This is a genomic window from Azospirillum brasilense, assembly GCF_001315015.1.
Lineage (GTDB): Bacteria > Pseudomonadota > Alphaproteobacteria > Azospirillales > Azospirillaceae > Azospirillum > Azospirillum brasilense.
The window spans coordinates 481,200-494,757 of the sequence record NZ_CP012917.1; the positions used below are offsets into that span (position 1 = coordinate 481,200).

The window sequence follows — 13,558 nt, forward strand, 5'->3', positions numbered from 1 at the left end:
AACGTCGGCTCAAAGGTTGGTTCGATCGTTCGGCCAAGCCCCATATGGGCATGGGACCGGCGAACGCCACGCGCTCTTTTTGCCACTTCCCGCGCCGGAACGCTGCAAAAGACTTGCCGCGAAAGTCACACTGGACCTGTGACGAAAAGACCCGCGGCATCCGACAGGACAGCCAGAGAAGGAGACCGGGACCATGGACGCTCACTGTGTCTGGGAGGCCGGCGCACAGCTCGGCGAAGGGCCGGTCTGGTCGCCGTCGCGCGCCGCCCTGTTCGCCGTGGACATCCGCGGGTCGCGCCTGCTGCGCTACAGCCCCGCCGACGGGCAGGGCCGCTCCTGGCCGCTGGAGGAGGCCGCCTGCTGGCTGGTCGAGCGGGCGGGCGGCGCCGGCTTCGTCGCCGGGCTGCGCTCGCGCCGGCTCGTCGGCCTGACGCTCGACGGCGACCGGCTTTCGGTGGGGGCCGAGCTGCTGCGGCTGGAGGAGGACAGGCCCGGCAACCGGCTGAACGACGCCGTGGCCGACGCCGCGGGCCGGCTGTGGGTGGGCAGCATGGACGACGCGGAACAGGAGGCCTCCGGCGCTTTGTACCGCATCGGGCCGGACGGTTCCGTGGCGCGGGCGGACGAGGGCTACACGGTCAGCAACGGCCCCGCCCTGTCCCCGGACGGGCGGACGCTCTACCACACCGACAGCCCGTCCCGGACCATCTTCGCCTTTGCCCTGGGCGCGGACGGTGCACTGTCCGGCAAGCGCGTCCATCTCCGCTTCGGCGAGGAGGACGGCTATCCCGACGGCATGACCTGCGACGCCGAGGGCCATCTCTGGGTCGCCCACTGGAGCGGCGGGCGGGTCAGCCGCTTCCGGCCCGACGGGACGCTGGACCGGGTGGTGCGTCTGCCGGTGTCCAACGTCACCTCCTGCGCCTTCGGCGGGCCGGGCCTGGACCGGCTCTTCATCACCACCGCCGCTCAGGAGGCGCCGGCCGGGAAGCCGCTGGCCGGCGGGCTGTTCGCCTGCACGCCCGGCGTCGTCGGGCTGCCGCCGGGACGGTTCGGCGGGTCATGAAGCGGCCGGAAGCCTTGTCAGGGAACTTGATATACTAGTATAAAAGCATCGCTGACCAGCAGCCGTCACCGCATGGCGGAAGGATCGCGTACCGCCGTGGCGGGCCCTTCCGCCAAGTGATAGATCTGTGCGTACGCCGCAGCGCAACCGGCGCCACCGGGGCGGCGGCGGCCGCAACCGTGCCGAAGCCGTTCTCCCACAAGGGAAAAAGGGCTTTAGCGGGTGCAGCAAACTGCTTTACAGTTGCACGCATATCCTTTTCCGACGGTTCCACCTTCGCACAGCCGGAGCGACCCACGATGACCACCCACGCCGCCCGCCATTCCACCGCTCCGGCCAACGACACTGAAACCGGCACCGACGACAAGGATTTCCCGCTGCGCGAGGACATCCGCCTGCTCGGCCGCCTGCTCGGCGACACCGTGCGCGAGCAGGAGGGCGACGGCGTCTACGGCGTCATCGAGAGCGTGCGCCAGGCCTCGGTCCGCTTCAACCGCGACGACGACGACTCCGCCCGCCGCGAGATGGCCGAGATCCTGAACGGCCTGCCGCGCGACACGATGATGTCGGTGGTGCGCGCCTTTTCCTACTTCCTGCACCTCGCCAACATCGCCGAGGACCAGCACCACATCCGGCGCACCCGCGACCACGCCATCGCCGGCTCGCCGGCGCGCGAGGGCACGCTGCCCTACGCGCTGGAGCGGCTGGAGGCCGCCGGCGTCGCGCCGGACCGGCTGGCCGGCGTGCTGGACATCGCCCAGGTCAGCCCGGTGCTGACCGCCCACCCGACCGAGGTCCAGCGCAAGAGCATCCTGGCGCTGGAGCACAAGGTGGCGTCCCTGCTCGACACCCGCGACCGCTCCCGCCTGACGCCGGAGGAGGCGGAGGCCAACATGGACGCGCTGCAGGAGGCCATCCTGACCCTGTGGCGCACCCGCATGCTGCGCCCGCAGCGCCTCGCCGTGATCGACGAGGTGAAGAACGGCATCTCCTATTACACCGACACCTTCTTCTCCGAGCTGCCGAAGCTGTTCTGCCGCTTCGAGGATCTGCTGGCCAAGCGCTTCCCCGAGCGGGAGTGGTCGCTGCCGCCCTATTTCCGCATCGGTTCCTGGATCGGCGGCGACCGCGACGGCAACCCGTTCGTCACGGCACCGATCCTGCGCGAGGCGATGCGCCTGCAATCGACCGCCGCGCTCGACCACTATCTGACCGAGATCCACGAGCTGGGCGGCGAGCTGCCGCTGTCCGAACTGCTGCTCGGCACCTCGCCGGAGCTGGAGGAGCTGGCCAAGCGCTCCCCCGACCATTCGCCGCACCGCGCCGACGAGCCGTTCCGCCGCGCCCTGACCGGCATCTACGCCCGCCTGGCGGCGACCTCGCGCACGCTCGACCAGCATGAGGCGCTGCGCAACGCGGTCGGCAAGGGCGATCCCTACCCCACCAGCGCCGAGCTGCTCGCCGATCTGGAGGTGCTGGCCGCCTCGCTGAAGGCCCACGGGGCGGGCCGTCTGGCCGCCGGGCGGCTGCGCCGCCTGATCATCGCGGTGAAGACCTTCGGCTTCCATCTGGCGCCGATCGACCTGCGCCAGAACTCCGACGTGCACCAGCGCACGGTGGCGGAGCTGCTGGCCGTCGCCGGCCGCTGCGCCGACTACGCCGCCCTGTCGGAGGACGAGCGCATCGCCCTGCTGGCCGAGGAAATCCAGAGCCCGCGCCCACTCCACTCGCCCTACCACGCCTATTCGGAGGAGACGGCGGGCGAGCTGGCGATCTTCTTCGCCGCCCGCCAGCTGCGCGAGACCTACGGACCCGCCGCCCTGCCGAACAGCATCATCTCCAAGACGGACGGCGCGTCCGACCTGCTGGAGGTGGCGCTTCTTCTCAAGGAATCCGGCCTGCTGCGCCCGGGTGCGGGCGGTGAACCGGGCCTCGGCCTCAACATCGTCCCGCTGTTCGAGACCATCGAGGATCTGCGGCAGGCCCCGGCGACCATGGAGCGGCTGTTCACCCTGCCCGCCTACCGCGCCCTGGTCACCTCGCGCGGGGATGAGCAGGAGGTGATGCTCGGCTATTCGGACAGCAACAAGGACGGCGGTTTCCTGACCTCCGGCTGGGAGCTGTACAAGGCGGAGATCGAGCTGGCGAAGCTGTTCGACCGGCACGGCGTGCGCATGCGGCTGTTCCACGGCCGCGGCGGCTCGGTCGGCCGCGGCGGCGGCCCCAGCTATCAGGCCATCCTGGCCCAGCCGACCGGCGCGGTGTCCGGCCAGATCCGCATCACCGAGCAGGGCGAGGTCATCGCGTCGAAGTACGGCCGCCCCGAGGTCGGGCAGCGCAACCTGGAGGTCCTGACCGCGGCGACGCTGGAGGCCACCCTGCTCGACCTGGAGAACCGCGTCGAGCCGGCGGAGTCCTTCTACGCGGCGATGGAGCGGCTGTCGGAGCTGGCCTTCGGCGCCTACCGCGGGCTGGTCTACGAGACGCCGGGCTTCACCCAGTATTTCCGCACGGCCACGCCGATCTCGGAAATCGCCACGCTGAACATCGGCAGCCGCCCGGCCTCGCGCACCAAGTCGGACCGCATCGAGGACCTGCGCGCCATTCCCTGGGTCTTCTCCTGGGCGCAGTGCCGCCTGATGCTGCCGGGCTGGTACGGCTTCGGCAGCGCCGTGGAGGCGTGGCTGAAGGAGGAGCCGGACGGGCTGGCCCTGCTCCAGCGCATGAACCGCGCCTGGCCCTTCTTCAAGTCGCTGCTGTCCAACATGGACATGGTGCTGGCCAAGAGCGACCTCGCCATCGCCTCGCGCTACGCGGAGCTGGTGGAGGACGTCGAGCTGCGCGAGCGCATCTTCGGCCGCATCCGCGAGGAGTGGCAGCGCACCCGCCGCCATCTGCTGGCCATCGCCGGGCATGACGAGCTGCTGGGCGAGAATCCGCTGCTGGCACGGTCGATCCGCAACCGCTTCCCCTACATGGACCCGCTGAACCATGTGCAGGTCGAGCTTCTGCGACGTCACCGCGCCGGCAGCAGCGACGAGCGGGTGCGGCGCGGCATCCTGATGTCGATCAATGGCGTCGCCGCCGGCCTGCGCAACAGCGGCTGATCCGCCTCAGCCACCCTGTCCCGTCGCTCTGGCGGGACGGGAGCGGAAGCGGCGAAACCGTGGGCCGGCAGCGAAAATGGATTGCCACCCCCGATTTCCCGCTTGCTTTCATATTAATATATTAGTATGCTTCTTCTTGTGTTCAAGCGTTGTGGGCCGCCGTTGCGGCGGCTGGTGCGACGTCCTGGACGTTTCCTCCCTAGACTCGAAGGCCATCGGGGTCCACCCCGGTGGCCTTTTTTCTGCGCACGCTTTGGCAGTGGAGCGTGTTGTCCCCGATGGGAGGAAAGGAGCAAGCCGCTGCGGTGATGAGCCAGCCGGCCGAACTTTCCCGACACGCACATTGACAATCCATACAATGCCAGGCCTAATGTCTGGAAGGGAGCGCCCCGCCTCCCTGCAAGGATCACCATGCCGCCGCTTCCCACTCCCCAAATCGCCGCGCACCCCATCGACTGGGCGCCCTCCCTGGAGGACCGCAGCCGCCCCGTCTACATCGCCATCGCGGACGCCATCGCGGCGGACATCGGGGCGGGGCGGCTGAGGCCCGGTGACCGCCTGCCGCCGCAGCGGATCCTGGCCGACCGGCTGGGCATCGACTTCACCACCGTCAGCCGCGCCTATGGAGAGGCCCGCCACCGCGGGCTGGTCGACGCGCGGGTCGGACAGGGAACCTTCGTGCGCAAGACGGGCCATGTTCCCCCGCCCTTCGCCGCGGAGCCGCACACCACCGTTGCGACGGTGCCGCTGGCCGTCAGCATGGCGATGAACCAGCCGCCGCAGCCGGAGGATTCCACCGCCCTGACCGCCCGCATGAACCGCGGCGTCGCCGCGGCCACCGCGGCTCTGGGATTGCCGGACCTGCTGCGCTATCCGGACGGGGCCGACAGCCCGGACGACCGCGAGGCGGCGGTCCATTGGCTGCGCCATCGCCTGCCCGGCCTGACGGCGGAGCGGGTGCTGGTGGCGCCCGGCACGCAGGCCGCCCTGCTCGCTTTGCTGTCCGCCCTGGCCCGCCCCGGCGACACGGTCTGCGCGGAGGCGCTGACCTATCCCGGCTTCCGCGCCGCGGCGGCCCAGCTCGGGCTGCGGGTGGTCGGCGTTCCGATGGACGCGGACGGCATCGACCCCGACGCCCTGCGCGCCGCGCTCGCCGAGCACCGGCCCAAGGCGCTCTACTGCATCCCGACCTTTCACAACCCGACCACCGCGACCATGCCGGAGGAGCGGCGGCAGGCGGTCGCGGCGGCGCTGCGCGAGCACGGCGTTCCGGTCATCGAGGACGACATCTACGGCCCGCTGCCGGAAACGGCACCGCCGCCGCTGGCCGCCTTCGCGCCGGAACTGACCTACCACGTCGCCGGTCTTGCCAAATGCGTGTCCCCGGCCCTGCGCATCGCCTATGTGGCGGCGCCCGACGCCCGGCAGGCCCGCCGTGTGGCGGTGGCGCAGCGGGCGACCACGCTGATCGCCGCCCCGCTGTCCGCCGCCATCGCCCGGCTGTGGATCGCCGACGGCACCGCCGAGGCCGTGCGTGATGCCATCCGGGCGGAGGCCATGGCCCGCCGGGCGCTTGCCGAATCGCTCCTGCCGGCGGAACGGATCGTCACCAAGCGGGAGGCCTTCCATCTCTGGCTCACCCTGCCGGACGGCTGGACCGGCGGGGAGTTCACTGCCCACCTGCGCAGCCGGGGCATCTCAGCGGTGGCCGCGGAGGCCTTCGCCACCACCCCGGACGTGCCCGCGGCCCTGCGCTTCTGCCTGGGCGCCCCGCTGGACCGTGACGAGACCCGCCGCGCGCTGGAGATCCTGGCCGACGCCCTGGTCCTGCCCCCCGCCACCGCGGGCGTCATCATCTAAGGCCCATCAAAGCCTGCTTCAGAGTGTCGCATTGCTGGGATCGACCCCCGAAGAATCAGGATTTTCCATACACAGCCTCCATTGAATGCATTCAATCACGCTTGCGAAGACGGTGATTGAAGGCATACAGTCGGCGCCATGCCGCAGGCCACCGCTCGGGTGGTGCGGATGTTTGCGCAGAGGCACGCCATGCAGAATCTCGCCCGCTCGTCCAGCCTTCCCCCGCCGCCCTCCGCTCCGGCCCCGTCCACCCCGACTTCTTCCACCCCGGCTCCGTTCTACGCCCCGCACCAGAAGATCTACCCGAAGGCGGCGCGCGGCCGGTTCCGGCGGATCAAGTCGGCGCTGATGGTGGGCCTGCTGGCGCTGTTCATGCTGCTTCCCTGGCTGCGCTGGGACCGGGGCGCCGGCCTGCCGAACCAGGCGATCCTGTTCGATCTGGACAGCCAGCGCTTCTATCTGTTCGCCCTCGAACTCTGGCCGCAGCACATCTACTACCTGACGGGCGCGATGATCCTGGCGGCGGTCGGCCTGTTCCTGGCAACCGCGCTCGCCGGCCGCGTCTGGTGCGGCTACACCTGTCCGCAGACGGTGTGGACGGACCTCTATGTGAAGGTGGAGGAGTGGATTGAGGGCGACCGCGGCGCCCGCATCCGGCTGGACAAGGGTCCGCGCAATGCCGGCTGGCTGGCCAAGAAGACGGCCAAGCACGCGGTCTGGCTGCTGATCGCCCTGGCGACCGGGGCCTCCGCCCTCTTCTACTTCGTGGACGCGCCGGGCTACGTCGCCGATCTGCTGCGCTTCCAGCCCGGACCGGTGGCGACCGGCTGGATCCTGTTCATGACCGCCTGCACCTACGCCATGGCCGGTTTCATGCGGGAGCAGATGTGCGTCTATGTCTGCCCCTGGCCGCGCATCCAGGCCGCCCTGCTGGACGATGAGAGCCTCACCGTCACCTATCAGGACTGGCGCGGCGACGGCCGCGCGCCGCTGCGCAAGGAGCAGAGCTGGGCGGAGCGCTCCGCCGAGGGGCTGGGCGACTGCATTGACTGCAAGGCTTGCGTCCAGGTCTGCCCGACCGGCATCGACATCCGCGACGGCCTGCAGATGGACTGCATCAGCTGCGGCCTGTGCATCGACGCCTGCGACGACGTGATGGGCCGCATCGGGCGCCCTGGCGGGCTGATCCGCTACGACACCCAGTCCGCCCAGGAGGCCAAGGCGGTGGCCCGCAAGCCTGCGCCCTACCGGCTGGTCCGCCCGCGCACCATCATCTATTCGCTGGTGATGCTGGTGGTCGGCGGGATGATGACGCTGGGCGTGCTGCTGGAGCCGACGGTGGACGTCTCCGTCCTGCGCGACCGGGCGCCGCTCTACGTCACTCTGTCCGACGGCGCGATCCAGAACAGCTACACGGTCAAGATCTCCAACATGACCCGCGCCCCGCAGGGCTACCGCCTGACCGTCTCCGGCCCCCGCGGCGCCACGGTGACGGCGGCCGGCGGGAATGCCGATGGCGCGGCGCCGGTGCTGGGTGCCGAACCCGACACGGTGCAGACCCACCGCGTCCATGTCCGCGCCCCGTCGGGTGCGGCGGTGGCCGGCTCCACGCCGCTGACCCTCACATTGACCCGCCTGTCGGACGGGGTGGTCCATCAGGCCGAGACGGTGTTCCTGGCTCCCTGATGCGGCTCAGAGGGGACCGTCGCGGTCGCGGCGGTCCCGCGGGGCGGCGTGGCCGATGATGGCGCTGAAGCCGAACAGCAGGAGCAGGACGCCCATCACGATCTCGATCCCGCAGATCAGCCGCACCGCCCCCGTCACCGGGTGGATGTCGCCGTAGCCGACCGTGGCGAAGGTGACCAGCGAGAAGTACAGCCCCTCTGGAAAGGTCAGGTCGCGGCGCACGCCGTCGATGATGAAGTTCGGCTCCACCATGAAGCGGTCGAGGATGGTGTAGAAGGCGCCGAACATGATGATGCACAGCGAATAGAAGGTCAGGAAGGCGAAGGCCGGCAGCACCAGCCGGGCCGCCTGCTGGAAGAAGCCTTCGAACAGCAGCCCGGCGTCGAGCAGGAAGATGGCGATGTCGCGGGCGACGAGGGCGACGACGACTCCGATGGCGGTCATCGACAGCAGGAAGATCGCCGTCAGCATCTCCGGCGACACGTCCCGCCCCGGCAGCAGGAAGGTCAACGCGCCGATTCCCCAGACCGGGGCCATCCACAGGAAGATGCGGTCGAAATGCCCGCCATCGCGCAGGCGCCGCGACATCACAATGCTGCGGATCGTGTCGGCCCGCCACCACGCGCCCCCCAGGAAGGCGATCAGCGGGATCGCGAAGGCGGCGGCCTGGATATGCGACGGGATGCTGTGGAAGTTGCTTTCCAGAAAGAAGACGAAGACGCAGGCGTAGACGCCGATGAAGTTCGCCAGCGCCAGGCTGAAGAACTGGCTTCCCGGAAACAGATAGTGAAAGGCCCCGACGACGAGGCCGACCGACCCCAGCAAGGCGAAAGCGAGATCGCCCGACACCGAGCGGATGGACAGGGCGATCATCCCCTGCATCAGCGCGGTCAACACCGCGCCGGTCAGCCAGGACCGGCGGGCGCGCGGCCGGGACGTATGGGCGGGGCCGGCGGCCTTGCTGGAGCGGCGGTCGGGGAGGATCTGGTCCATGCGCGAACCGGTTGTCGGTGGTGCCCACCTTATAGCGCCATGGCCGGTCCCGATGGCAGGACTTTCAACCGCCCTCCCCCAACGGGATCACCAGCCGCCCGTGCTCAGCCAGCGCTCCACCATGTCCAGCCGATCCCAGCCCCAGAAGGGCTCGTCGTCGACGATGACGAAGGGGGAGCCGAAGACACCGCGGTCCACCGCCGCGTCGTTCTCGGCGCGCAGGCGGTCCTTGACGGTCTGGTCCTGAAGGGCCGCGGCCACCGCCGCCCGGTCGTGGCCGAGCGTGCCGGCGATCTCCACCACCGTTTCGGCGGGGCCGATGTCGCGCCCCTCCCCCCAATGGGCGTGGTAGAGGGTGCGGGCCAGCAGCTTCGCCTGCTCGGGGTGCTCGTCGGTCAGCCAGTAGAAGGCACGCGACGCGGCGACGCTGTTGGCGGGGGCCGAGTCGGGGTAGGTGAAGGGCGCGTTGGTCAGCCGGGCGATCCGGCCCACGTCATGGACCAGATACTCGCCGCGCAACGGCTGCTGAAGGTTCGGTTTCATCCCCGTCACCTTGAAGATGGCGCCGAGCAGGATCGGGCGCCAGGTGACAGTGCGGCCATGCGCCGCAGCCAGCTCCTCGATGCGGCGGCTGGCGAAATAGCCGTAGGGCGATGCGAAGTCGAAATAGAAATCGATGGGGTCGGCCATCCGCGGTTCCTCCCGGTTCTGCTTTTCCGGAAAGGCTAGCGCGCGCCGAAGGTTCCGTCCAGCCGCCGACGGCTGGACGGGATTCAGACGGCCGGCGCATGAACAGTCCCATGATCGGCCGGCCGTATGACCCTTTCGCACATGGCTGCGCCATGTGCTGTCGGGTTTGAACCGAAAGCGTTTGATGGAAGCCATCAAACGCCTTCGGTATCAGACCGTCTTCACCTTGGCGTCGAAGACATAACCGGCGCCGCGCTCGGTCTTGATGATCCGCGGCTCCTTCGGATTCGCCTCGATCTTGCGGCGCAGGCGCAGGATCAGCACGTCGATGGAGCGGTCGAACACCTCCGCCCCGTCGGCGCGGGTCAGGTCCAGCAGCTGGTCGCGGGTCAGCACGCGCTGCGGGCGCTTCACGAAGGCGGCGAGCAGGCCGAACTCCGCCTTGGTCAGCTCCACCTCGCGCCCCTCCTGGCTGCGCAGGCGCTGGGCGGTCAGGTCCAGCTCCCAATTGGCGAACTGCACCACGGCGCGCAGGTCGTCGGGGCTGCGCGGCGGGCGCCCCTCGCCGGAGACGCGGCGCAGCACGGCCTTGATGCGGGCCAATAATTCGCGCGGGTTGAACGGCTTGGTCAGATAATCGTCGGCACCCAGCTCCAGACCGACGATGCGGTCCACATCCTGGTCCTTCGACGACAGGATGATGACGGGAATATGCGATTCGGTGCGGATCTGGCGGACCAGCCCCAGCCCGTCGCCGTCGGGAAGCCGCAGGTCGCAGACCACCAGATCGACGGGGTCGCTCTCCAACGCCTTCTTCGCCGCGGCCGTGTCCGGTGCGGTGGTCACACGATAGCCTTCCGAAGCCAGATAGGACTCCAGAAGTTCGCGCACCGGCTCATCATCATCGACCGCGAGAATGTGCATGGCCGTTACCTCCCGTCCTCTTCATAGCTCACCGCCATGGGTGCACGCAATCGGTTACAAGCCCGTAACAGGCTCCCGTTGCACGACCGATGGGTGAATCAGCTGAAACATCCTACCGTGCGATCGAAACGAAAAAGCCGATTTCCTGAAATCACGCGGTCATCACAGGTTGGTTTATTCCTCTCAGCCGCGAGGCGAAAGGCAAAAGCCCGCACCGAAGGGGAACAACGATGCTCGTGCTCGACCACTGCCTGGAACGGATGGCTCATCTCGACCGCGCCGACCGCCTGCTGAACGAGGTGCGCGTCTACAACAGCCGCCTGCCGATCCGCGAAGCGCTGGCCCAGCACCGTGCGCTGCTGAGCGAGGCCCGCCGCCATATCGAATCAGCGCGCACGCTGATCGGAGAGGCATGAGCCGGAGACGCACGACGCTCAGCAGCGGGCGGTGACCTCGATCTCGATCCTCATGCGCGGGTCGGCCAACGGGCAGACCATGGTCGTGCCGATGGGCGGCCGGTCGTGGAACTCCTCCGCCAGGACCGGCTGAACCCGAGAAAAATCAGCGGCATCGGCCAGATAGACCCGCATCCGCACCACATCCGACAAATCCGCCTTCGACCGCCTCAGGGTCCGGCGGATGTTGCGCAGGGTCTGGCGCGCCTGCTCCTCCACATCGCCGGCCATAGTCCGGCGCTCCGCATCGAAACCGGAAGTGCCGGACACGAACACCCATCGCCGTTCCGGAGCGTCCGCGGCTCCGGTCACACTGCCGGCCATGACGGTACGCGCGCCGCCCCCCCACCAGCCGCTGGCCGCCCCTTCAGCTCCGCTCCCGCCAAGATCCATGGCGTTACCATCCCTTATTGTTTGTGTACTTTATAGTCAGCAGAACCGACTTGGCACCTTTATGTCACAGAGGGCCGAACCCGCACAAACTCTGCCCCGCGGCGGCTCCGCGGCATGTCGGCGCGGTTTGCGTCTTTTCGCCTGCCCAAATCTTTCCCAAATCCAAGCGTAAGCCGGGCCAAGAAGCCGGGTCCGGTCAATCGGGTCCTGTCAGGCCAAGAACGCCCAATCGTCCATAACGGGAGAAACCCGCATGTCCGGGATCACGAAAGCCGCTCTCTTCACCCTTGCCGTGCCGCTGCTGGCCGCGCCCGCCCTGGCGGCGGACCAGCCGCCGGGAGCGCTGGCGCTGAAGCGGGTGCTGCTGTCCACCGGCGGCGTCGGCTATTTCGAGCATGAGGCGCGCGTCTCCGGCGATGCCGCGCTGACCCTGGAGGTGCGCCGCGATCAAGTGGACGACGTGCTGAAGAGCATCGTGGTCTACGACGACCGCGGCGGAATCGGCACGGTGGACCTGCCGGGTCAGGAACCGCTGGAGACCGCCTTCCGCGAACTGCCCTTCACGCCGCAGGATCTCGCCTCCCCCACCGCTCTGCTGAACGCCATGAAGGGGGCGGAGGTGCAGACCAGCGGCTCTCGCGCGGTGTCGGGCCGGCTGCTCTCGGTGACCGAGGAATACACCCAGCTTCCCAACGGCGGCGGCACCGTCACCCGCAACCGCGTCAGCCTGATGACCGCGGAGGGGCTGCGCCAGCTCGTCCTGGAGGAGACCGATTCCCTGCGCTTCGCCGACCCGCGGGTGCAGGCGCAGCTCGACTCCGCTCTGGCTGCCGTCGCCGGTGCGGCGGGCAAGGAGCGGCGGCGCCTGACCATCCGCACCACCGCCCCGCAGGCGGACCCGGGCACCGAGCGGACCGTGCGCGTCGCCTATGTGGTCGCCGCCCCGCTGTGGAAGGCGACCTACCGCCTGACCCTGCCCGAATCGGCGCCCGGATCGGCGAAGGGGACCGAGGGCGGCACCGGCGACCTGCAGGGCTGGGCCGTGCTGGAGAATCTCAGCGGCGACGATTGGAAGGGGGTGGAGCTGTCGGTGGCGTCGGGCAACCCGGTCACCTTCCGGCAGGCGCTCTACTCCGCCTATTTCGTGAACCGCCCGGAGGTGCCGGTGGAGGTGCTGGGCCGCGTCCTGCCGCCCCCCGACGAGGGCGCCGTGGCCGCCGACGTGATGGCGAAGGCGCAGGATTCGGCCGTCCGCTCGCGCGCCGCCGCCGAGTCCGGCGCCCCGACCGCCATGGCCGCCCCGCCGCCGCCGGCCCCCGCACCGGCCATGAGCGCGCCCTTCGCCGGGGCGATGCCCCAGCGCGCTGCGGAGACCACCCCCGCCGAGAGCACGGAGGCGACGGCGCAGGTGCTGTTCCGCTACCCGCAGCCGGTGACCCTGGCCAACGGCGGCACGATGATGATGCCGATCACCGCCCGCGCCATTCCGGCGGAGCGGCTGTCGCTCTACCAGCCCAACACCCAGCCGCGCCATCCGCTGGCCGCGCTGCGCCTCAGCAACGGCGACTCGGGCGAGACCGGCCTGCCGCCGGGCGTGCTGACGCTCTATGAGCGGCTGGGCGGGGCCGCCGCCTATGTGGGTGACGCGCGGCTGGCCACCCTTCCGGCGGGCGAAAGCCGGATCCTCAGCTTCGCGGTGGATCAGGCGGTGACGGTGGACCGCTCCGAACAGCCGAGCCGCACCCTGTCCCGAGCCACCCTGGCCGACGGGGTGCTGCAACTGACCGTGACCGACCGCCAGACCACCACCTACCGGATCGCCGGCGCGGCGGGCGAAGACCGCACCGTCATCGTCGAGCATCCGCGGCGGTCCGGCTGGGAGCTGGTGCAGCCTTCGGATGGGGCCGCTCCCGACCTGACGGCCGACGCCTACCGTCTGCCGGTGGCGGTGCCCGCCGGCCAGACGGTGACCCTGTCGGTTGCGCTGGAACGGCCGCGGATCGAGCGGTTCGGCATCTCCGAGATGTCGCCGGAGCAGGTGCGGGCCTATGCCTCCTCCACGGAGCTGCCGCCCGCGGCGCGCGAAGCTCTGACGAAGGTCGCGACCCTGCGCGGCGCCGTCGCCGACAAGGAGCGCCGTGTCGGCGAGTTGGAGCGTGAACAGGCGGAAATCGGCAAGGAGCAGGAGCGGCTGCGCCAGAACCTCGCCACGCTGCCGCGCGACAGCGACCTGTTCAAGCGGACCATCGCCAAGATGGGCGAGCAGGAAACCCGCCTGGACGGACTGTCCCGCGAACTGGCCACCGCCCGCAAGGAGGCCGACACCGCCCGCAACACGCTGCGCGATCAGGTGCGCGGCATGACGTTCTGAGCATGACGGCGGA

At 69.7% G+C, this 13,558-nt stretch carries 10 protein-coding genes; 6 read left to right on the top strand and 4 right to left on the bottom strand.

The window, feature by feature from the left end; all coding sequences use genetic code 11:
- The first annotated feature begins 193 nt into the window (after window positions 1-193).
- The 4 genes from AMK58_RS27055 to ccoG all read left to right on the top strand — a co-directional run bounded on the left by AMK58_RS27055 (window position 194) and on the right by ccoG (window position 7,719).
- Window positions 194-1,066 carry an SMP-30/gluconolactonase/LRE family protein gene (locus tag AMK58_RS27055; protein ID WP_059399684.1) on the top strand — a complete coding sequence of 291 codons (873 nt, stop codon included), beginning with the start codon at window positions 194-196 and terminating at the stop codon, window positions 1,064-1,066.
- Window positions 1,067-1,365: 299 nt separating this feature from the next.
- On the top strand, window positions 1,366-4,173 hold the full coding sequence (gene ppc / locus AMK58_RS27060) for a phosphoenolpyruvate carboxylase (RefSeq protein WP_059399685.1): 2,808 nt from the start codon (window positions 1,366-1,368) through the stop codon (window positions 4,171-4,173).
- A gap of 411 nt (window positions 4,174-4,584) precedes the next feature.
- Window positions 4,585-6,033 carry an aminotransferase-like domain-containing protein gene (locus AMK58_RS27065; RefSeq protein ID WP_079285638.1) on the top strand — a complete coding sequence of 483 codons (1,449 nt, stop codon included), beginning with the start codon at window positions 4,585-4,587 and terminating at the stop codon, window positions 6,031-6,033.
- 189 nt (window positions 6,034-6,222) lie between these two features.
- Window positions 6,223-7,719 (top strand): cytochrome c oxidase accessory protein CcoG, encoded by a 1,497-nt coding sequence (gene ccoG, locus AMK58_RS27070; protein WP_059399686.1) that lies wholly within the window; start codon window positions 6,223-6,225, stop codon window positions 7,717-7,719.
- Window positions 7,720-7,725: 6 nt separating this feature from the next.
- Here the strand turns inward: ccoG and AMK58_RS27075 are convergent, their stop codons facing one another.
- The 3 genes from AMK58_RS27075 to AMK58_RS27085 form a co-directional block, all read right to left on the bottom strand.
- The gene (locus AMK58_RS27075) at window positions 7,726-8,712 is read right to left on the bottom strand and encodes a potassium channel family protein (RefSeq protein ID WP_035682513.1); all 987 of its coding nucleotides are present in this window, start codon (window positions 8,710-8,712) and stop codon (window positions 7,726-7,728) included.
- 87 nt (window positions 8,713-8,799) lie between these two features.
- Complete coding sequence (locus AMK58_RS27080) at window positions 8,800-9,402, bottom strand: 2-hydroxychromene-2-carboxylate isomerase (protein WP_014199879.1); 603 nt, start codon at window positions 9,400-9,402, stop codon at window positions 8,800-8,802.
- Between the two features lie 210 nt (window positions 9,403-9,612).
- Window positions 9,613-10,326 carry a response regulator gene (locus AMK58_RS27085; RefSeq protein WP_014199880.1) on the bottom strand — a complete coding sequence of 238 codons (714 nt, stop codon included), beginning with the start codon at window positions 10,324-10,326 and terminating at the stop codon, window positions 9,613-9,615.
- Window positions 10,327-10,556: 230 nt separating this feature from the next.
- On the opposite strand from AMK58_RS27085, the gene AMK58_RS27090 reads away from it, so the two are divergent.
- Window positions 10,557-10,742, top strand: a complete 186-nt coding sequence (locus AMK58_RS27090; RefSeq protein ID WP_035682515.1) for a hypothetical protein — start codon at window positions 10,557-10,559, stop codon at window positions 10,740-10,742.
- Window positions 10,743-10,760: 18 nt separating this feature from the next.
- Here AMK58_RS27090 and AMK58_RS27095 read toward each other — a convergent pair whose 3' ends face one another.
- On the bottom strand, window positions 10,761-11,174 hold the full coding sequence (locus AMK58_RS27095) for a Rid family hydrolase (protein WP_059399687.1): 414 nt from the start codon (window positions 11,172-11,174) through the stop codon (window positions 10,761-10,763).
- Window positions 11,175-11,427: 253 nt separating this feature from the next.
- On the opposite strand from AMK58_RS27095, the gene AMK58_RS27100 reads away from it, so the two are divergent.
- Entirely contained in the window at window positions 11,428-13,545 is a 2,118-nt protein-coding gene (locus AMK58_RS27100) for a hypothetical protein (protein ID WP_059399688.1), read from the top strand.
- Window positions 13,546-13,558 lie beyond the last annotated feature (13 nt).